A 20,426-nucleotide genomic window follows, 5' to 3' on the forward strand; every position below is an offset into this window, starting at 1 on the left:
GCCCGACAATGCCGCTGCATCGAGTCTTGGGGATCAGATGGACATCGAAATGCACGCCGAGTATGCGATCACTCCCACGATGCGCAGAGAGATCCACGCGGTTCTCGACGAATGCTTCCCGGGGTATCCGGCTCGCAGCTACTTCAAGCAAGTGCCGCACTTCCGATACCTGGGGCGCAGCGGCGGGCGGCTGGTGGCGCACATGGCCGTTGACCATCGCGTGATCAACAACGGGGGCTCGGTGCTGCGGATCTTCGGCATCGTCGACCTGTGTGTCGTGGCCTCGGCCCGCTCCCATGGGCACGCGCGCCGCCTGCTTGAGGAGATCGAGCAACTCGGCCGCCGCTGTGCGCTCGATGCCGTGCTCCTGTTCGCGGACGATCCGCGGCTCTATCTGGCAGCCGGGTACCGCCAGGCCCCGGCCGTGGTGAGATGGCTCATGGTGAACGAGCACGAAGGCATCGGCCTCGCCGAACGGCCCGTAGCCGAGTTGATGGTGAAGACGCTCAACGAAGAACCCTGGAATCCGGGCACCGTCGACCTGCTCGGCTACCTGTTCTGACAGCGGGCGGACATTCGGATCCACCCGAGACCGTGGGACCGACGCGAGACTTCAGCCACACTTGACGCCGTGGCCACGATTCCCACTCAGACCTCGAAGAGCGACCCCGCGCTGAGCTACGCGCTGCGGCAGCTGGCCTGGTACAAACGCACCGGAAGCCGTGCCCGCTTCTTCCACCAGGCCGGCGAGATCACGGTCCTGCTGACGACTGCGGCGACCGTCGTCGTGGCCGCGCTGCACGCGTCCGCGGTCGTCACCGCGACGATCGCGGCAGTCACCCTGTTCCTGACCGGATTCAGGCAGGTGTTCGGGCCCAACGAGAACTGGGTGCGTGCCAGCCGGACGCGAGTGGCCATCGAACACGCCGTCGTGCGTTACCAACTCGTTGCGGAGGACGAGCGGGACGCCGCCGCTCAGCGCGCGCTGATGGAGCAGGTCATCGCCATCTGCGCGGAGGAGAACAGCCAGTGGGCGGTGCAGCAGCGCAAACGCGCCGCGGGTGAGGTTCCGCACGATCACGCCGCGCCGATCTCGCTCGACAAGGCCTGATCTCGTAGGCTCGGTCGAACGGGACCGAGCGAAGAGGCGGCGACCATGGCAACGTGGGAGGACGTGCGGCGTATCGCGCTGGGGCTGCCGGAAACCTTCGAGCGCACGAGTTGGGGATCGCTCGGCTGGCGGGTGAAACACCGCGAGTCCGGCAAGCTCTTCGTCTGGGAACGGCCGCTGGGCAAGCGCGACCGTGAGCAGCTCGGCGACGCGGCGCCGGACGGGCCGATCCTCGGCGTACGTGTGCCCGACCTCGGCGCCAAGGATGCGGTACTCGCCTCGGACCCGGACGTGTACTTCACGATCCCGCACTTCGGCGGCTACCCGGCAGTGCTGGTGCGCCTGGACCGGATCGACGTCGCCGCGCTGGAGGAACTGGTGGTCGAGGCCTGGCTGTGCCGGGCGGCCAAGAGCGCCGTGAAGCGGTACCTCGCCGAGCATCCCCTCTGACAGCCGTGACAGTCGGCCGTAGGCCTTTGCAGCTAGCCAGGCGGACGGGTGAATCGGCCACAGCTTGACCCCCGCTGATCCTTTGCGATAGGGGCGGCTATGCGCTTGGCTGATGAGCATGCGCCTCACGCCGACGGAACGAGACCGTCTGCTGCTGTTCAACGCGGCGCAGCTGGCCCGGACCAGACTCGCCCGCGGGCTGCTGCTGAACGTGCCGGAGTCGACCGCGCTGATCGCCGACACCGTCTGCGAGGCGGCGCGCGACGGCCTACGGCTCTCTGAGGCGATCGAGGCGGGGCGCACCGTGCTGTCGGCTGCGGAAGTACTGCCCGGCGTACCGGACATCGTCACCGAGATCCAGGTCGAGGCGGTCTTCGATGACGGCACCCGGCTGGCGGTCGTCACCGATCCGTTCCAGGGCGCGGGTTCGCTCGCCGGACGCGCGCCGGGCGCGATCCTGCCCCGCGAGGAAGCGCAGGACGCGCAGGGCCAGGCACGCCACGAACACAAACGACAGCCCGTTTCGCTTCGCGTGCGCAACACCGGTGACGTCCCGATCTCGGTCACCAGCCATTTCCACTTCTTCGAGGTCAACCGGCGGCTGGCCTTCGACCGCGCCGCCGGCTACGGCCTGCGGCTGAACATCCCGGCCGGCTCCTCGACCCGCTTCGAGCCCGGCGCCGTCGTCGACGTGGCGTTGGTGCCGATCGGCGGTGCGCGCATCGCGATCGGCTTCTCCGGGCTGGTGGACGGTCCGCTGGACGCACCCGGCGCGCGTGAGACCGCCATCGCCCGCGCGAAGGCGGAGGGTTACGAGATGGAGCTGCGATGAGCCTGGACGCGCACGACTACGTGTCCGTACACGGCGCTCGGGCGGGCGACCGGATCCGGCTCGGCGACACGAACCTGGTCATCGAGGTCGAACACGACTCGCAGGCGCCGGGCGACGAGTTCCTCGCCGGGTTCGGCAAGACGGCACGCGACGGGATGCACCTGAAGGCCGCGTCGGTCGCGCAGACCTGCGACCTCGTGATCAGCAACGTGGTGATCGTCGACGCGGTGCTCGGGATCCGCAAGGCGTCGATCGGCGTGCGCGGCGGCCGGATTCACGCGATCGGGCGCGCCGGGAACCCGGACACCCTCGACGGCGTGGACGTGGTGGTCGGCACCGGCACGGCCATCGTGTCGGGTGAGGGGATGATCGCGACGGCCGGAGCGATCGACACCCACGTGCACCTGCTCTCGCCGCGCATCATGGAGGCCTCGCTCGCTTCGGGGGTGACCACGATCATCGGCCAGGAGTTCGGGCCGGTGTGGGGCGTCGGCGTGAACTCGCCGTGGGCACTGCGGCACGCATTCGACGCCTTCGACGCGTGGCCGGTCAACATCGGTTTCCTGGCGCGGGGTTCGTCCTCTGATCCGGCGCCGCTGATCGAGGCGCTGGCGGAAGGCGGCGCGTCCGGATTCAAGGTGCACGAGGACATGGGCGCGCACGCGCGAGCGCTCGACACGGCGCTGCGCGTCGCCGAGGAGTACGACGTGCAGGTCGCGCTGCACACGGACGGACTGAACGAGTCGCTCGGCGTCGAGGACACGCTGTCCGTGCTCGAAGGCCGCACCATCCACGCGTTCCACATCGAGGGCTGCGGCGGCGGGCACGTGCCGAACGTGCTGCGGTTGGCCGGTGAGCCGAACGTGATCGGCTCGTCCACCAATCCCACGCTGCCGTTCGGGCGAGACGCGCTCGGCGAGCACTTCGGCATGATCGTCTCGGCGCACGGCCTGAAGACCGACCTGCCCGGCGACGCGGCGCTGGCCCGCGACCGGATCAGGGCCGGGACGATGGGCGCCGAGGACGTGCTGCACGACCTCGGGGTCATCCCGATCACCTCGTCCGACGCGCAGGGCATGGGCCGCGCCGGGGAGACGGTCCGGCGTACCTTCGCGGTCGCCGACAAGATGAAGGCCGAGCGCGGCGCGGAACACGAAAGACACGACAACGACAGGGTCCTGCGCTACATCGCCAAGCTCACGGTCAATCCCGCGATCGCACACGGCCTGGCGCACGAGATCGGCACGCTCGAACCGGGCAAGCTGGCCGACATCGTGCTGTGGGACGCCGCGCGGTTCGGCGCGAAACCGTACCTCGTGCTCAAGGCGGGCTTCCCTGCGTACGGCGTGGTCGGCGACCCGAACGCGTCGACCGACCGGTGTGAGCCGCTGGTCTACGGCCCGCAGTTCGGCGGGCACGGGGCGACCGCCGCGGAGTTGTCCGTCGCGTTCGTCGCGCAAGCAGCCGTGACGCAGGACCGGATGACGACGCGGCGTCGGCGGGTCGCGGTGCGCGGCACACGCGGGATCGGACCGGGCGCGATGGTCCGCAACAGCCGCATGGGGGCGGTCCGCGTCACTGCGGCGACCGGACTGGTCACCCTCGACGGCGAGCCGATCGAGTCGACGCCCGCCGACACCGTCCCGCTCTCCCGGCTGTACTTCCTGTGACATTTGTGACGCCTGTGACGTCCGCGAGGAGCCCGCGCGAGCCATGACCACACCCGCAGAGCACGGATACGCCATGCCGGCCGAATGGCAGCCGCACGAGCGCACCTGGATGGCCTGGCCAACCGAGGGCTACACGCTCGGCGACGACCCGGCCGAGGCGTACCGCACCTGGTCGCAGGTCGCGAACGCGATCGTGCGCCACGAGCCGGTGACGATGATCGTCGACCCGGCCGCCACGACCTCGGCGCACGAATGGCTCGACCCGGCCGTCACAGTGGTCGAGCGGCCGCTCGATGATGCCTGGATGCGTGACATCGGCCCGACGTTCCTCACCCGCAACGCGTCCGACGGCAAGCCTGCGGGGCTGGCCGCCGCGGACTGGATCTTCAACGGCTGGGGCGCGCAGCCCTGGGCGGCCTGGGACAAGGACGCCGAGATCGCCGAGACCGTGGCAGAACTGGCCGGCGCGCGCCGGTTCGCGTCGCCGATGGTCAACGAGGGCGGCGGAATCCACGTGGACGGCGCGGGCACGGTGCTGGTCACCGAGACCGTGCAACTCGACCCCGGCCGCAACCCGGGTTGGACGCGCGAGCAGGTCGAGGCGCAGCTGCGCGGCTTCCTCGGCGCGCGCAAGGTGATCTGGCTGCCGCGCGGCCTGACCCGCGACTACGGCGAGCTCGGCACGCGCGGCCACGTCGACATCGTGGCGGCGTTCGTCAAGCCGGGCGTCGTGGTCGTGCACACGCAGCCGGACCCGGCGCACCCCGACTACGAGGTCTGCCGGGAGAACGCGGCGCTGCTGCGCGCGTCCACCGACGCCACCGGCCGCCGGCTGGAAGTGGTCGAGCTGCCCGCACCGACGATCCTCGAAGAGGACGGCGAACCGGTGGACTACTCGTACGTCAACCACTATCTCGCCAACGGCCTGACCCTGCTGTGCGGCTTCGACGACCCGCGCGACGAACAGGCCGCCGACATCCTCGCCAAGCTGCTGCCCGAGCGGAAGGTCGAGATCGTGGACGCCCGCCCGATCTTCGCCCGCGGCGGCGGCATCCACTGCATCACCCAGCAGCAGCCCAGGATCTGACGCCGACACGGTGTGAGCTACGGCAGTGTGACAGTGTGACCTACGGAAGCGCCTCGATGATCTCGGCGACCGAGCGGCGGCGGCCGGTGAAGAAGGGCACTTCCTCGCGTACGTGACGGCGCGTCTCCGAGCCGCGCAGGTGCCGCATCAGGTCCACGATCCGGTGCAGTTCGTCGGCCTCGAAGGCGAGCAGCCACTCGTAGTCGCCGAGCGCGAACGCGGGGACGGTGTTGGCACGTACGTCGGGGTACTCGCGGGACATCTGGCCGTGTTCGGCCAGCAGGCGGCGGCGCTCGGCGTCGGGCAGCAGGTACCACTCGTAGGAGCGCACGAACGGGTAGACCGCGGCCCACGCCTTGGGGGCCTCGCCCGCCAGGTACGCCGGGATGTGGCTCTTGTTGAACTCGGCCGGGCGGTGCAGCGCCATGTTCGACCACACCGGCTCGCACGCGCGGCCCAGCGCGGTCTTGCGGAAGCGCGAGTAAGCGTCCTGAATCGCTTCCGCGGACTCCGCGTGCCACCAGATCATCAGGTCCGCGTCGGCGCGCAGGCCGGAGACCTCGTATGTGCCGCGCACGACGACATCTTTCTCGGCGAGGCCCGCGTAGAGTTCCTCGACCTCCTGGCTGTACGCGGCCCGGCCGCTCTCGGGCAGCGGCACGGCAGCGCGGAACACGGACCACGCCGTATAGCGGATCATCTCGTTCAGCTCGCGCGCCTTGCGGCTGAACGGCCCACTCCCTGCGTCGGTCATGGCTGGTCGGTTCCTTCCTCGGTGCGTCCCGTGCCCCTGCTCCTGTTTCGCTGCCTCTATTGTGGCGCGGACTCGGTTACGGCTGTGACAGCTGTGACGGCCCTGCGCGCGGAGGCTATGCACGCCGGGATGCCGACACCGTCGTAGGCCGCGCCCGCGACCGCGACGCCGCCGGGCAACGCAGCGCGAACGCGTGCAACCCGGTCGAGGTGCCCGACCGCGTACTGCGGCAGCGCGCCGAGCCAGCGCTGCACGTGCGTGTCGACGGGCGTGGCCGACAGGCCGATCGCGTCGGCGAGGTCGGCGAGCGCCGCTTTGGCCAGGTCCGCGTCGTCACGTTCCAGGTCGCGCTCCTCGCCGTGCCGGCCGAGCGAGGCGCGCAGGATCACCAGGTTGCCCGCGGCGTGCGCGAGCCACGGCCACTTGGCGCTGGAGAAAGTCGAGGCCTTGATCGCACGGCCGTCCGCCGGCGGGACCAGGAAGCCCGAGCCGGGCAGGCCGTCCGCGCCGATCGCCGCGGCAGGGAACGCGAAGGTGACGATGGCCATCGACGCGTACTCGATCTCGGCGAGCAGCGTCGCGGCGGCACGTGCGTGCGCGGAGAGCAGGGCCGCCGCGGCGGGCGCGGGGACGGCGAGTACCACCGCGTCGGCGTCGATCGCGGTGCCGTCGGTCAGCTCCAGCCGCCAGCCCGCCGTGGTTTTCGCGAGGGTGCTGACGCCGACACCGGTCCGGATGTCCGCGCCGTGTTTCACCGCGTCGGCGGCGGCGGCGATCGGCAGCCGGCCGACACCGCCGCGGATCCCAGCGAACACCGGACCGCCGGCGCCGGTACCGCCGCCGGATCGGGCGAGCAGTTCCCGCACGCCGTTGATCAGCGAGGTGCCGGCGGCTGCGAGCGGCACCAGTTGCGGCACCGTCGCGGCGAGCGAGAGCCGGTCGGCGTGGCCGGCGTAGACGCCGCCGAGCAAGGGTTCGACGAGCCGGTCCACCACGTCGCGGCCGAGCCGGCGGCCGACGTACTCGCCGATCGCGACGTCGCCCTCGACCGGAGTGCGCGGCAGCAGCCGGTCGGCTCGCACACGCGTGAGGGCGGCGGCGCTCAGTAGACCGCTCGCGGCCAGCGCGCGCAGGTCGCCCGGCACGCCCATCAGCTGACCGCCGGGCAGCGGGTGCAGCTCGCCGCGGCTGAAGATCCCCGCGGCGGTCGTGGCCGGATGGACCACGTCGTCGCCGAGCCCGGCCTCCTCGGCCAGGGCGGTTCCCTCGGGCCGCCGGGCGAGGATCGCCTCGGCGCCGAGGTCGACCGTCACGCCCGCGACGCCGCCGAGCGCGAGCTTGCCGCCGAGGGTCCCCGCGGCTTCGAGCAGAGTCACCCGCAGTCCGGCGCGCGCGGCGTGCTGCGCCGCGGCCACTCCGGTGATCCCGCCGCCGATGACGGCCAGCCGGGACGGACCCATCAGGAGCTCGCCTCATGCACGAGTTCGACGATCCGGGTGAGTACATCCGGGTTGGTCTGCGGCGCGACGCCGTGGCCGAGGTTGAAGACGTGCCCGTCCAGCCCCGCCGCGTCGTGCAGCACCCTGCGCGTCGCGGCCTCGACCGCGTCCCAGGGGGCGAAGACGACCGACGGGTCCAGGTTGCCTTGCAGCGCCTTTCCGGGCCCGACCCGCCGCGCGGCCTCGTCGAGCGGGACGCGCCAGTCCACCCCGACCACGTCGGCCCCGGCCGCGCCCATCAGCGCGAGCAGTTCCCCGGTGCCGACGCCGAAGTGGATGCGCGGCGCGCCGAATCCGGCGACGGCGCCGAGCACCTTCGCCGAGGCGGGCATGACGTGGCGGCGGTAGTCGGCCGGGGCCAGGGCGCCGGCCCAGGAGTCGAACAGCTGCACCGCGCTCGCCCCCGCGCCCAGCTGCACGCGCAGGAAGGCCGCGGTGATGTCGGCGAGCCGGTCGAGCAGCGCGTCGAACAGGTCGGGCGCGCCGTACATCATCGCCTTGGTCTGCTCGTAGTTGCGCGAGGGCCCGCCCTCGATCAGATAGCTGGCGAGGGTGAACGGCGCGCCGCCGAAGCCGATCAGCGGGGTAGGGCCGAGTTCGGCGGTCAGTATTCGCACGGCCTCGGCGATGAAGGACAGCTCCCCCGGGTCCGGCACGCGCAGCCGGCCGAGGTCCGCCTCGGTGCGCACCGGCTGCTCGATCACCGGTCCGACGCCGGGCTTGATCTCCAGGCCGAGGCCGATCGCCTTGAGCGGCAGCACGATGTCACTGAAGAAGATCGCGGCGTCCACCCCGTAGCGCCGCACCGGCTGGAGCGTGATCTCGGCGACCAGTTCCGGGATCGTGCACGAAGTCAGCATCGGCATGCCCTCGCGCGCCTTGCGGTATTCGGGCAGGGCGCGGCCGGCCTGGCGCATGAACCACACCGGGGTGTGCTCGACCGGCTCGCGGCGGCAGGCCCGCATGAAGACAGAGTCCGATGTCGACGCGTTCGAACTCGCCGCACTCGCCGCACTCGCCGCCGCCGTGCCTGAAACCCCTGTGCTTGAAACCACCGCGTTCGAAACCACTGTGCTCGAAACCACCCCTGGAACCACCCCTGGAACCACTGCCGCCGCCTCAACCTGACTCGGCCCCATTCGGACCGGATGCGCACCACTCACAGGTCGATCCTCGCACGGCACCGCCGCCTTCCTGCGCGGTACCCGGGTTTTCCGTACGCGTTCATTTTGTGATGACTTTCACAGGTCGCACTCGAAGCACTGGCGCGGCGCACAGCCAACCCGCCCGCTCCAGACGTACGCTGCCGTCATGGCCGATCCGCACCGCGGACACCGCGGGTTCCGCACCGCCGAGCCCCAGCCCGAGGCGACGGTGCCGCCGCTGTTTGACCGGGCGGTGGCCGGGATCGCGATGGCGCGGCTGCGTCCCGAACTGGAGGTCGAACCGCTGCCGCCGCCGCGCCGGCTCGCGTCGTTCAGCCACGCCGTGTCGGTGGCCGTGGCCGACGCCGACGGCGACGAGGTCGCCTCCGGCCGATTCGTCGCGCTCTACGAGCCCGACGGCCTCGACGAGTGGCGGGGCGTGTTCCGTTGCGTGACCCTCGCGCAGGCGGACCTGGAGTCGGAGATCGCCGAGGACCCGCTGCTGCCGGACGTCGTGTGGTCCTGGCTCACTGAGGCGCTCGACCAGCAGGGCGCCCGGCACTCGGTGCTCGGCGGCACGGTCTCGCGCTGCGCCTCGACCAGCTTCGGCGAACTGGCCGAGCGCCCGGCCAGCACCTCGGTCGAACTGCGCGCGTCCTGGACCCCGCTGCCGGCCGACCCGCGCGGCGAGTGGACCGCCGAAGAGGCACAGGCCGCGTTCACCGCGCACTTCCGCGCCTGGCTGGATCTGCTGGCCGCGGCCGCCGGGCTGCCGCCGCTCGTCGCCGGGGTCACCGTGCTGCCGACCGCGCGCTGACCGGGACATGGTTGGACAACTGAGGTCCATACGTCCATACAGGTGAATATCGAAACATGATTACCTGGATGCCGGAGTGGGTAGGTTCGAAGTCCACCCTTTGTCAGGGCGGTGCGGCGCCTTACTGACACGTGGTAATCAACGCTGGTCATCGTGGGTTTGCTGGACCACTCAGGGGAAGGGGCCCGCCCGGAGCCGGGACGTCGGCGCACCGCCGCCGCCTGCGTCCGGGTGGGAGCCAGGAGTGAATCCGGCCGCGATCTGCCTTTTGTCGGGCCGACCCGGACGGCCGTCACGCTAAAGGTCGCCACCCACATTGCCGATTTCTCCCACGTAGCGCCCAACCCAAGCTCGGCCGGGACATCAGCGGCCGACCCCTTTCCAGCACCGGGAGGCCTGGTGTCGGTACTCGTCGATCACACAGCGAGCCTGCTGGCTTACCGGCCGGCAAAGCTCACGGCCATGGTCGTCGTTCACGATCTGCGGGTGCGCACTTCCGTCACCCGGCATCTGTGGGCGCTCGGCGTCCGCGACGTCGTCGAAGCCTCGAACATCGCGGAGGCCAGAACCAGAATGGCGACCCCGCGCGACATCGCGGTGGTGGACGTGCACCTGCCGGACGGGCCGGGCCTGGCCCTGCTCGCCGAGATGCGCACAGCCGGCTGGAGCAGCGCCGTAGCCATCTCCACAGCCGACGACACCAACGCGGTACGCGCCGCGCTGGCTTCGGGCGTGCGCGGCTACGTCGTGACAGGCGCGCGCACCCTGCCGCAGGCCAGGCCGGGATTCGGCAGCGTGTCCGGACTCCCGCCGCATCTGCGCGAGCGGCGGCTCCACGCCATGAGCGGCGCGGCCGGAACAGCCGCGGCCCTGGCCGCGGGCACCCTACCGAACACGATGAACGCGGGCTGCCGCGAACTGTCGGCCCGCGAGATCGAAGTGCTGCGGCTGGTCGCGGACGGCCGCTCGAACAAGGCGATCGGGCAGACGATGGGCCTGTCCGCGCTGACCGTCAAGAGCCACCTGGCCCGGATCGCCCGCAAGCTGGGCACCGGCGACCGGGCCGGCATGGTCGCCGTGGCGATGCGCGGCGGCATCATCGCCTGAAGGGGACGAGGCGCGGGAAGCCGGGCTCGCGGCGTCGGCCGCAAGTATGCCAATGTCGGCCTCCCGTGCCTCGTTCGCGCTGAGCGGAGCCTTCGCGCGTTACGGTAAGGGACGTGACCGTTGACGCCCGCGAGCAGCCGCCGAACCCCTCCGCCGTGCCCCTCCTCGCGCCGCGCGACGGCGTGCCGGACGTCATCACAGACGCTGCGGCACTCGCGGCGACGGTGTCGGCGTTCGCGGCGGGCAGCGGCCCGGTCGCGGTGGATGCCGAGCGGGCCTCGGGTTACCGGTACAGCCAGCGCGCCTACCTCGTGCAGCTGCGGCGCGAGGGCGCGGGCACGGCGCTGATCGACCCGATCGCCTGCCCGGATCTCGCCCCGCTCGCCGCGGCGCTCGCGGACACCGAGTGGGTGCTGCACGCGGCCACCCAGGACCTGGCCTGCCTGCGCGAGGTCGGGCTCAACCCGCCGCGCGTCTTCGACACAGAACTCGGCGGGCGACTGGCCGGATACCCGCGCGTCGGCCTCGGCCCGATGGTCGAGGAACTGCTGGGCTACTCGCTGGAGAAGGGCCATTCCGCCGACGACTGGTCGACCCGGCCGCTGCCCGAGCCGTGGCTGCGTTACGCCGCGCTCGACGTCGAACTGCTCGTCGATCTGCGCGACGCGGTGTACCGCGATCTCGTGGCGCAGGGCAAGCTCAGCTGGGCCGAGCAGGAGTTCAGCGCCGAGCTCGCCGCCGTGCCGCATCCGCCGCGTGCGGAGCCGTGGCGGCGCACCTCCGGCATCCACAAGGTACGCAAGCCGCGCAACCTCGCCGTCGTACGCGCGCTGTGGGAGCACCGCGACATGCTCGCGCGCAGAAGAGACATGACGCCGGGCCGGGTACTGCCGGACGCCGCCATCATCGAGTCCGCGGTCTCGCTGCCGACTACCGTGCAACTGCTGCGCGGGGTGCCGGGCTTCTCCGGCCGCACGCGCTCCGCTGACGCGGTCGGGTACCACGCTGCGCTGCGCGCCGCGCTGCAACTACCGGAGGACCAGCTACCCGCCTCGCAGCCACCGCACGACGGCCCGCCTCCGGCCAAGGCCTGGGAGCGCAGCGCGCCAGAAGCCGCAGCACGTCTGGCCGCCGCCCGGCCGGCCGTGGCCGCGATCGCCGACGAGCACCTGATCCCGGTGGAGAACCTGCTCTCGCCCGATCTGCTGCGCCGGCTGTGCTGGTCTCCACCGGCTCAGCTGGACGACGACACCGTCGCGGAGACGCTGCGGGTGAGCGGCGCGCGACTGTGGCAGGTCGAGCTGACGGCGCATGTGATCGCATCGGCATTGCGGCGTGAGGCGGGAAGGCCGGCTGCTCTTTGACGGGCGGGACTTGGGTACCACTTCTTGTTACCGGCGGGTAGCATGGCCGCAGAACGAGCCAGTGTCGCTGCATACGGAGGAGAGCCCTGTGCCTCGTACCGCTCGCGACGTCGTCTTCGTGGACGGCGTCCGCACCCCGTTCGGCAAGGCGGGCCCCAAGGGCATCTACGCCGAGACCCGCGCCGACGACCTGATCATCAAGTGCATCCGGGAGCTGGTGCGGCGCCACCCCGAACTGCCGCCGGAGCGCATCGGCGACGTCGCCGTCGCGGCGACCACCCAGATCGGCGACCAGGGCGTGACCCTCGGCCGCACCGCCGTGCTGCTGGCCGGGCTGCCCAAGAGCGTGCCCGGATACTCGATCGACCGCATGTGCGCCGGGGCGATGACCGCGGTGACCAACGTGGCCGGCAGCATCGCGCTCGGCGCCGTCGACGTGGCGATCGCCGGCGGTGTCGAGCACATGGGCCGCCACCCGATGGGCGAGGCCATGGATCCGAACCCGCGCTTCGTCTCCGAGAAGATCGTGGACGAGTCCGCGCTGGTCATGGGCTCGACCGCGGAGAACCTGCACGACCGCTTCCCGGCCATCACCCGCGAGCGCGCCGACGCCTACGCGTTCAACTCGCAGCTCAAGGTGGCCAAGGCCTACGCCGACGGCAAGATCCAGCCGGACCTGGTGCCGATCGCCACCCGCAACTCGCTCGCGTCGCAGAGCGCCGCGGGCTGGGGCCTGGCCACCGTGGACGAGCCACCGCGCCCGGGCACCACCCTTGAGGCACTGGCCGGGCTCAAGACCTCGTTCCGGGTGCACGGCCGGGTGACCGCGGGCAACGCCGCGGGCCTGAACGACGGGGCGACCGCCTCGATCATCGCCGCCGAGGACGTGGCCCGGGAGCTCGGCCTGCCGGTCAGGATGCGGCTGGTCTCCTTCGCCTTCGCCGGGGTCGAGCCGGAGGTCATGGGCTACGGCCCGATCCCGGCCACCGAGAAGGCGCTGGCCTCGGCCGGGCTGACGATCGATCAGATCGGCCTGTTCGAGATCAACGAGGCCTTCGCGGTGCAGGTGCTGGCCTTCCTGGACCACTACGGCCTCGCCGACGACGATCCGCGGGTCAACCAGTACGGCGGCGCCATCGCGTTCGGCCACCCGCTGGCCGCCTCCGGCGTGCGGCTGATGGCCCAACTGGCCCGGCAGTTCGAGGAGCACCCCGAGGTGCGTTACGGCATCACCACCATGTGCATCGGGATCGGCATGGGCGGCACCGTGATCTGGGAGAACCCGCACTTCGAAGGAGTGGGCGAGTGAGCGGCGAGCTGACTGCACAGGCTGCCGAGGTCTTCCCCGACGAGGTGGTCACCTCCGCCCCGGTGCGGGTCGTGGACCTGCCGGGCGGGGCGGGCAGGCTCGCCCTGATCACCCTGGACAACGGCTTCGACCACACCAAGCCGACCACCTTCGGCCCGCGCGGCTTGCAGAACATCGGCGCGGCGCTGGACCGGATCGCCGGGCTCGCCGAGTCGGGCGAGATCGTCGCGGCCGGGGTCACCGGCAAGCCGTTCATCTTCGCCGTCGGCGCCGACCTCAAGGGCGTCGAGGCGGTGACCGGACGCGAGCAGGCCTACGCCATCGGCAAGCAGGGCCACGACGTCTTCCGCCGCCTCGGCGAGCTGCCGGTGCCCACCTTCGCGTTCGTCAACGGCGCGGCGATGGGCGGCGGCGTGGAGATCGCGCTGCACTGCACGTACCGCACGATCTCGGCGGGCGTTCCGGCGCTGTCGCTGCCGGAGGTCTTCCTCGGCCTGATCCCGGGCTGGGGCGGCACGCAGCTGCTGCCGCGCCTCATCGGCCCGGACAAGGCCGTCACCGTGGTCGTGGAGAACCCGCTCTCGCAGAACCGGCAGCTCAAGGGCCCGAAGGCGTACGAGTTCGGCATCGCCGACGCGATGTTCGCGCCGGTGGAATTCCTGGAGGAGTCGCTCGCGTGGGCGTCTCGCGTGCTGCGCGGAGAGGTCGTCATCGAGCGTAAGACGTTCGCGGACGAGGAATGGGACGCAGCGCTCGCGCGCGGCAGGCAGCTCGCCGACTCACGGCTGCACGGCGCGACCCCGGCGCCGTACCTGGCCCTTGACCTGATCGCCAAGGCGCGCACCGCCTCGCGTGACGAGGGCTTCGCCGCCGAGGACGAGGCACTGGCCGACCGGATCATGAGCGAGGAGCTGCGCAGCGGCATCTACGCGTTCAACCTGGTGCAGAAGCGGGCCAAGCGCCCGGTCGGCGCGCCGGACAAGGCGCTGGCCCGGCCGGTGACCAAGGTCGGCATCGTGGGCGCCGGCCTGATGGCCTCTCAGCTCGCGCTGCTGTTCGTGCAGCAGCTCACGGTGCCGGTGGTGCTCACCGACATCGACCAGGAGCGGGTCGACAAGGGCGTCAAGTACGTGCACGAACAGCTGGACCTCCAGGCGCTCAAGGGCAAGCTGAACGGCGACAAGCTCAACCGGCTCAAGGGCCTGGTCTCCGGCTCACTGACCAAGGACGCGTTCGCGGACGCGGACTTCGTGATCGAGGCCGTGTTCGAGCAGCTGTCGGTCAAGCAGGCGGTCTTCGCCGAGGTCGAGGCGGTCGTGCGGCCGGACTGCGTGCTGGCCACCAACACCTCGTCGCTGTCGGTCACCGAGATGGCGGCCGGACTGGCGCACCCGGAACGCGTGGTCGGCTTCCACTTCTTCAACCCGGTCGCGGTGCTCCCGCTGCTGGAGATCGTGCGCGCCGGGCAGACCGACGACGCCACGCTGGCCACGGCGTTCGCGGTGGCCAAGGCGCTGAAGAAGTCCAGCGTGCTCGTCAAGGACGCGCCGGCGTTCGTGGTCAACCGGCTGCTGACCCGATTCCTCGGCGTGGTCAACGAGGTGCTCGACGAGGGCACGCCGGTGGACGTGGCGGACGGCGCGCTCGATCCGCTCGGCCTGCCGATGCCACCGCTGGTGCTGATGGAACTGGTCGGCCCGGCCGTGGCGCTGCACGTGTCCGAGACACTGCACGCGGCGTTCCCGGACCGGTTCAGCGTGTCGGAGAACGTCAAGCGGCTGGTCGCGGCGGGCAAGAGGGCGTTCTACCTGCCGGGCACGACCGATCTGGATCCGGACGTGGTGGTGCTGCTTGAGGTCGGCGACAAGCTGTCCACCGCCGAGGAGGTCCGGGACCGCGCCGCCGCCGCGATCGCCGAGGAGATCGACCTGATGCTGCGGGACGGCGTCGTGGCCGAGGCGCAGGACATCGACCTGTGCATGATCCTCGGCGCGGGCTGGCCATTTCACCTGGGCGGCATCACGCCGTACCTGGACCGCACCGGGGTCTCCGAGAAGGTCGCCGGTCACCGCTTCGTACCGGTCGGGCTCGCCTCGCTGCCCGCGTAACTGCGTCCGGCTCGGCCCGGCACGCGGCCTGTGGAGCGCGTGCCGGGCCGGCTCGGATGCTTGCCTGGAATCAGCTGTACGCCTGGAAGTAGTAGCCGGGACCGGCCGGATCCGGTCCGTTCGGGTCGCTGCTGTAGTAGATGCACGCCGTGATGGCGTTGGGCCCCGCCTCGGCCCGCACCGCCAGACACTGCGACAGCGTGCTGTAGGGGCCGAGGTAGACGGTCGGCCTGCCGCCAGCAGCAGGACCGGAAGGGCACGACGGGTTGCTCGCACGGCAGTCGCATTCGAGCTCTGTCTCGGCCCGCTCAGGCCGCCGAGATCCGGTCCGTGTCCTGCCGCGGCAGCACCGGCGCGTCGCGGCCGGTGCCGAGCGGCGTGGCACTGCGCTCGGGCTTCTTCTCGCCGCCGGTCTCGTGGTACTCCTCCTCGACGTTGACCGACCAGACGTCGTGCCGCGAACCGGTGCGGATGTTCTCGGCCGTCAGCAGCGCGGTGAGCATCGAGTGGTCCTGGTTGTTGTAGCGGTGCATCCCGTTGCGGCCGACCGGGTGCACGTTCGGCACCTCGGCCGCCAGCCACGCCCGGATCACCTCCAGGTTCGCCTGGTAGCGGTCGTCGTACACCGGGTAGGCCTTCGGCATCCGCACCGCGTATCCCGCTTCGACGCGGCCCGGCTCGACCAGGCCCAGTTGCTCCAGTTCGGCGGTGGCGAGCCGTACCAGGTCCTCGTCGGCCATCGTCCACAGCTCGTCGCCCTCGTTGACGAAGAACTCCAGGCCGAGGCAGGTGCGCCCCTCCTTGACCAGGAACGGCGACCACGAGCCGAAGTTCTGGATCCGGCCGACGTTCACGCCGGGGGTGTGGATGTAGATCCAGTTGTCGGGAAAGCCCGCCTCGATCGGCACGACGAGTGCGACGGTCAGGAAGTCGCGGTACCGCAGGTCGTTCGCGGCCGCCAGCACCTCGGGCGGGGCGGCCGGCTCCATCACACGCACGAGCGCGGAGATCGGCATCGAGGAGACGACGTGCCCGGCGTCGACTCGGGCGTGTGATTTGTCCGGCTTGGTGACCGAGACCGCTACGGCGCCGCGGCCCGGCTCCCAGTGCACCGCGTCGACGCTGGTACTCAGGTCGACAGTGCCGCCCTTGGCGCGCACCAGTTCGGTGCAGCGCTCCCACATCATGCCGGGACCGAACTTCGGGTACTGGAACTCCTCGATGAGGCTGGTGATCTCCTTCTGGTTGCGCTTCGGCAGCAGCGCGTTGCGGATCGCCCCGATCAGCGACAGATTCTTGATCCGCTGCGCGGCCCAGTCGGCCGGCAGCTCGGAGGTCTTCATCCCCCACACCTTCTCGGTGTAGGTCTTGAAGAAGATGGAGAACAGCCGCTTGCCGAAGCGCGCGATGACCCAGGCCTCGAAGTGCGTCTGGTCCTTCGGCGGGCGCAGCCTGGCCCAGGCGTACGAACCGATGCAGCGCGCCGCCTCGATCACGCCGAGGCCGCGCAACGCGTTGCCCGCCTTCAGCGGATAGTCGAACAGCTTGCCCCGGTAGTAGATCCGGCTCATCCGCGGCCGCAGCAGGAAATCCTCGTCCGGCAGGATCTCGTGCCAGAGCGCCTCGACCGTGGCGACCTTGGTGAAGAACCGGTGCCCCCCGATGTCGAAACGCCAACCCTCCCGCTCGACCGTCCGCGAGATGCCGCCGACCACGTCGTCGGCCTCGAAGACCGTCACCGGCAGGCCGTGCTTGGTCAGGTCGTAGGCCGCCGTGAGTCCCGCGGGCCCGGCTCCGATGACGACCGAAACGGTCGAATCGGACGTTTGTGTGTGATTGACGTCCACAAGTCGCCAATTTTTGCACGTCACATACCCGCCTGACCAGCGTTCACCGGCCGTTGGCGGGCGTGAATGCGAGAATGCTGCGGCGCGGTCGGCAGCATTGTGCAAGCCGGTGAAACCAACCTTGTCTGAGGCTTAAGGCTTAACTCGGCAGGCCTAACGCAGCGCGGCGCGCGCGGCGGCGGCGACCCCTTCGGCGGTCAGTCCGAGGCGCTCAAGGATGGCCGGACGCTTGCCGTGGTCGAGGAACTCGCGCGGGATGCCGAGCACCCGGACCGGCAGGGTCAGGCCCTCGTCCTGGAGCAACTGGGTGACCGCGGCGCCGACGCCGCCAGTGCGGCCGTTGTCCTCGATGGTGACCACGGCGCGGTGGTCGCGGGCCAGCTCGACCAGCGCCGGGTCAAGCGGCTTGACCCAGCGCGGGTCGACGACGGTGGCCTCGATCCCCTCGTCGGCCAGGATCTTCGCCGCGGCCAAGCCCTGAGCGGCCATAGGCCCGGCAGTGACGATCAGGACGTCGGGCTTCTTCGGGGCACGCAGCACGTCCATCGCGCCGCGCCGGTCCACAGCCTCGATCTCCGGCCCGACGCTGCCCTTGGAGAAGCGCACCACGGTCGGCGCGTCGCTCACGTCGAGCGCTTCGCGCAGTTGCGCGCGCACCTGGCCGGGGTCACGCGGCGCCGCGATGCGCAGGCCAGGCACGACCTGGAGGATCGACATGTCCCACATGCCGTTGTGGCTCGCGCCGTCGTCCCCGGTGACTCCGGCCCGGTCGAGCACGAACGTCACTCCGGCCCGGTGCAGCGCGCAGTCCATCAGCACCTGGTCGAAGCAGCGGTTCAGGAAGGTCGCGTAGACGGCCACCACCGGGTGCATCCCGCCGAAAGCCAGGCCGGCGGCCGAGGTCGCGGCATGCTGCTCGGCGATGCCGACGTCGAAGATCCGGTCCGGGTAGGCCTTGGCGAACTTAAGCAGGCCGACCGGGTGCAGCATCGCGGCAGTGATGCCGACCACGTCGGGCCGGTCGTTGCCGACCTTGACCATCTCGTCGGCGAACACGTCGGTCCACGAAGTGCCCTGCACCTGGTACGGCAGCCCGGTCTCCGGGTTGATGACGCCGATGCCGTGGAAGTGGTCGGCCTCGTCGTCCAGGGCGGGCTGGTAACCCTCGCCCTTACGGGTGATGCAGTGCACGATGACCGGCCCGCCGAAGCCCTTGGCGCGGCGCAGCGCGGTCTCGACCTCCTCGACGTCGTGCCCGTTGATCGGGCCGATGTACTTCAGGCCCAGGTCCTCGAACATGCCCTGCGGCGCGACGAAGTCCTTCAGGCCCTTCTTCATGCCATGCAGTGCGTCATACACTCCGCGGCCGACGACGGGAGTCTTGGGCAGCGTGCGCTTGCCCCAGGCCAGGAACTTCTCGTAGCCCTGCGTCGTGCGCAGGGTGGCAAGGTGATCGGCCAGTCCGCCGACGGTGGGCGTGTACGAACGCTCGTTGTCGTTGACGACGATGACGACCGGTCGGTCCTTCGCGCAGGCGATGTTGTTGAGCGCCTCCCAGGCCATACCGCCGGTCAGCGCGCCGTCCCCGATGACGCCGATGACGCGCCGGTCGGTCTGGCCGCGCACCTGGTAGGCCTTGGCGATGCCGTCACAGTAGGACAGCGCGGTGGACGCGTGCGAGTTCTCCACGACATCGTGCTCGGACTCGGCGCGGGAGGGGTAACCGGAGACGCCGCCCTCCTGGCGCAGCTTGCTGAAGTCCTGACGCCCGGTCAGCATCTTGTGCACATAGGACTGGTGGCCGGTGTCCCAGACGATGGTGTCGCGCGGCGAGTCGAAGACCCTGTGCAGCGCGAGCGTCAGCTCGACCACGCCGAGGTTGGGACCGAGGTGGCCGCCGGTACGTGTGACGTTCGAGATCAGAAAGTCGCGGATCTCCCGCGCCAGGCGGGCCAGCGCGTCCCGGTCGAACCGATCCAGGTCACGCGGCCCCCGCACGGTACTGAGCAGCGACTGCGCGTTCGCGGACGACGCCATGTTCCCGGGCGACGTCACCTTCCCGGGCGGCACTGTGTCCCCAGACGACTCCGGGTTCCCGGACAACTCCGTGTTCGCAGATGACGCCGTGTTCGACGACGCCACGTTCGACGACGCTGTGCTCGAACTCCCCGGCAGCGACACGGGTGCCTCCTTGTGGCTCTCGACGGTTCCCCGAGTGGCGAAGCCCGGAATTCATCGTCCCGTACCTTGTTCGCCGACGCCCGCTGAGGAACCGGCCGATGGGACGAGGCTCCGAGTCTAATCGCCGAGCGGTCGATGATCCGGGGCACTCACACAGCTCTCCACAGGTTCTTCACGCTGCCAAGCGAGAGCAGCCTGAGAGCCGCGGGAGAGCCGCGGGAGAGCCGCGGGAGTTGCACAGGTTCCACGGCAAGCAATGATCAAGCGCCCACATCCATATATATGAGCGAATATACGACTTACTAAAATCCGCACCACATGTCAGCCATAGGCAATAGAATGGAGGCATCGGAAACCGCCCCACTACCTGCGCCGATACCATCGGCACACCCGAGAGGCCCGCCATGGACACGATTGAGATTGCCCCCGAAGTCACGGCCGCAGTCACGGCTACAGTCGCGACCGTAGTCACTGCCGTAGCCCGGTCGCATGCGGATGCAATGGCTGCGCGCTTGGCCGGGTCGGTGCCGAGTGCGGGAGCGCTGGACGAACTGGTGTTCGATGATCTCTCGGCGGCTGGTTGCCTGGATGCGGTGCTCGCGTGGGAGCGGCTGTTGCGTCACGCGCACGCCGGGCTGGTGCGTGGCCTGGCTGCCCTGGCCCGTCACGAGCCGGAAACCGGTGGCGGTGGCGGTGGCGGTGGCGATAGGGGTGGGGGTGGCGGTTGGTTGTGGTTGGTGGAAAGCGAGCTGTGTGCCGCCCTGGCCTGGTCCCCCGCCACCGCCCAGGCCCGGCTGGCCGACGCCCAAGCCCTCACCCGCCTGTTCCCCAACACCCTGCACCAACTCTCCCAGGGTGAGGTCTCTATCGAGCAAGCCCGCGCCCTGACCCAACTGACCGCCGGCCTCGACGACTCGGCCGCCCAAGCCGTCGAAACCCGCGTCCTACCCCGGATGGCAGGCCAGAGTGCCGCGGTCACCCGCCAAGCCATCCGTCGCGCCGTGCTGCGCGCCGACCCGGACGCCGCTGCCCATCGTCACCGTCACGAGCGTGCTCGCCGCCGAGTCGAACTGCGCGCCGAAGACGACGGGATGGCCACGTTGAGCTTTTACCTGGCGGCCGATGTGGCGCAGATGGCCATGCGC

The 20,426-nt window shown here is 70.6% G+C and carries 18 protein-coding genes; 13 read left to right on the forward strand and 5 right to left on the reverse strand.

What is annotated here, in order from left to right; genetic code table 11:
• The 6 genes from VGS97_RS01940 to VGS97_RS01965 form a co-directional block, all read left to right on the forward strand.
• Positions 1–562: GNAT family N-acetyltransferase (locus VGS97_RS01940; protein ID WP_326851403.1), on the forward strand; the 562-nt coding region annotated here is incomplete at its 5' end.
• A 69-nt stretch (positions 563–631) separates the two neighbouring features.
• Positions 632–1,111: a DUF4231 domain-containing protein gene (locus VGS97_RS01945; RefSeq protein ID WP_326851404.1), complete on the forward strand. Its 480-nt coding sequence runs from the start codon at positions 632–634 to the stop codon at positions 1,109–1,111.
• A 45-nt stretch (positions 1,112–1,156) separates the two neighbouring features.
• Positions 1,157–1,561, forward strand: coding sequence for an MmcQ/YjbR family DNA-binding protein (locus VGS97_RS01950; RefSeq protein WP_326851405.1), 405 nt, complete (start codon positions 1,157–1,159; stop codon positions 1,559–1,561).
• A gap of 118 nt (positions 1,562–1,679) precedes the next feature.
• The gene (ureA, locus tag VGS97_RS01955) at positions 1,680–2,393 is read left to right on the forward strand and encodes an urease subunit gamma (protein ID WP_326851420.1); all 714 of its coding nucleotides are present in this window, start codon (positions 1,680–1,682) and stop codon (positions 2,391–2,393) included.
• Positions 2,390–4,063: an urease subunit alpha gene (locus VGS97_RS01960; protein ID WP_326851406.1), complete on the forward strand. Its 1,674-nt coding sequence runs from the start codon at positions 2,390–2,392 to the stop codon at positions 4,061–4,063. Before ureA ends, VGS97_RS01960 begins: the two co-directional genes overlap by 4 nt.
• A gap of 43 nt (positions 4,064–4,106) precedes the next feature.
• The gene (locus VGS97_RS01965) at positions 4,107–5,150 is read left to right on the forward strand and encodes an agmatine deiminase family protein (protein ID WP_326851407.1); all 1,044 of its coding nucleotides are present in this window, start codon (positions 4,107–4,109) and stop codon (positions 5,148–5,150) included.
• Positions 5,151–5,190: 40 nt separating this feature from the next.
• On the opposite strand, the gene hemQ is transcribed toward VGS97_RS01965, so the two are convergent.
• From hemQ to hemE, 3 genes are read right to left on the reverse strand one after another with little or no spacing between them, the layout of a single operon-like run.
• The gene (hemQ, locus tag VGS97_RS01970; RefSeq protein ID WP_326851408.1) at positions 5,191–5,904 is read right to left on the reverse strand and encodes a hydrogen peroxide-dependent heme synthase; all 714 of its coding nucleotides are present in this window, start codon (positions 5,902–5,904) and stop codon (positions 5,191–5,193) included.
• 56 nt (positions 5,905–5,960) lie between these two features.
• The gene (gene hemG / locus VGS97_RS01975) at positions 5,961–7,364 is read right to left on the reverse strand and encodes a protoporphyrinogen oxidase (protein ID WP_326851409.1); all 1,404 of its coding nucleotides are present in this window, start codon (positions 7,362–7,364) and stop codon (positions 5,961–5,963) included.
• Positions 7,364–8,368 (reverse strand): uroporphyrinogen decarboxylase, encoded by a 1,005-nt coding sequence (hemE, locus tag VGS97_RS01980; RefSeq protein ID WP_326851410.1) that lies wholly within the window; start codon positions 8,366–8,368, stop codon positions 7,364–7,366. Before hemE ends, hemG begins: the two co-directional genes overlap by 1 nt.
• On the opposite strand from hemE, the gene VGS97_RS01985 reads away from it, so the two are divergent.
• The 6 genes from VGS97_RS01985 to VGS97_RS02010 all read left to right on the forward strand — a co-directional run bounded on the left by VGS97_RS01985 (position 8,367) and on the right by VGS97_RS02010 (position 15,253).
• Entirely contained in the window at positions 8,367–8,531 is a 165-nt protein-coding gene (locus tag VGS97_RS01985; RefSeq protein ID WP_326851411.1) for a hypothetical protein, read from the forward strand. The two genes, hemE and VGS97_RS01985, sit on opposite strands and share 2 nt — an antisense overlap.
• Before the next feature lie 183 nt (positions 8,532–8,714).
• Entirely contained in the window at positions 8,715–9,365 is a 651-nt protein-coding gene (locus VGS97_RS01990) for a DUF3000 domain-containing protein (RefSeq protein ID WP_326851412.1), read from the forward strand.
• Between the two features lie 399 nt (positions 9,366–9,764).
• Entirely contained in the window at positions 9,765–10,472 is a 708-nt protein-coding gene (locus VGS97_RS01995; RefSeq protein WP_326851413.1) for a response regulator transcription factor, read from the forward strand.
• A gap of 113 nt (positions 10,473–10,585) precedes the next feature.
• Positions 10,586–11,836 (forward strand): HRDC domain-containing protein, encoded by a 1,251-nt coding sequence (locus VGS97_RS02000; protein ID WP_326851414.1) that lies wholly within the window; start codon positions 10,586–10,588, stop codon positions 11,834–11,836.
• 88 nt (positions 11,837–11,924) lie between these two features.
• On the forward strand, positions 11,925–13,145 hold the full coding sequence (locus tag VGS97_RS02005) for a thiolase family protein (protein WP_326851415.1): 1,221 nt from the start codon (positions 11,925–11,927) through the stop codon (positions 13,143–13,145).
• On the forward strand, positions 13,142–15,253 hold the full coding sequence (locus VGS97_RS02010; RefSeq protein ID WP_326851416.1) for a 3-hydroxyacyl-CoA dehydrogenase NAD-binding domain-containing protein: 2,112 nt from the start codon (positions 13,142–13,144) through the stop codon (positions 15,251–15,253). The genes VGS97_RS02005 and VGS97_RS02010 overlap by 4 nt, the downstream gene beginning before the upstream one ends.
• Positions 15,254–15,561: 308 nt before the next feature.
• Here the strand turns inward: VGS97_RS02010 and VGS97_RS02015 are convergent, their stop codons facing one another.
• Both VGS97_RS02015 and dxs read right to left on the reverse strand, forming a co-directional pair.
• Complete coding sequence (locus VGS97_RS02015; RefSeq protein ID WP_326851417.1) at positions 15,562–17,100, reverse strand: NAD(P)/FAD-dependent oxidoreductase; 1,539 nt, start codon at positions 17,098–17,100, stop codon at positions 15,562–15,564.
• Positions 17,101–17,253: 153 nt separating this feature from the next.
• Positions 17,254–19,137 (reverse strand): 1-deoxy-D-xylulose-5-phosphate synthase, encoded by a 1,884-nt coding sequence (dxs, locus tag VGS97_RS02020; protein WP_349261946.1) that lies wholly within the window; start codon positions 19,135–19,137, stop codon positions 17,254–17,256.
• Between the two features lie 644 nt (positions 19,138–19,781).
• On the opposite strand from dxs, the gene VGS97_RS02025 reads away from it, so the two are divergent.
• Positions 19,782–20,426: DUF222 domain-containing protein (locus VGS97_RS02025; protein ID WP_326851419.1), on the forward strand; the 645-nt coding region annotated here is incomplete at its 3' end.

It is taken from the genome of Actinocrinis sp. (assembly GCF_035946395.1).
Lineage (GTDB): Bacteria > Actinomycetota > Actinomycetes > Streptomycetales > Catenulisporaceae > Actinocrinis.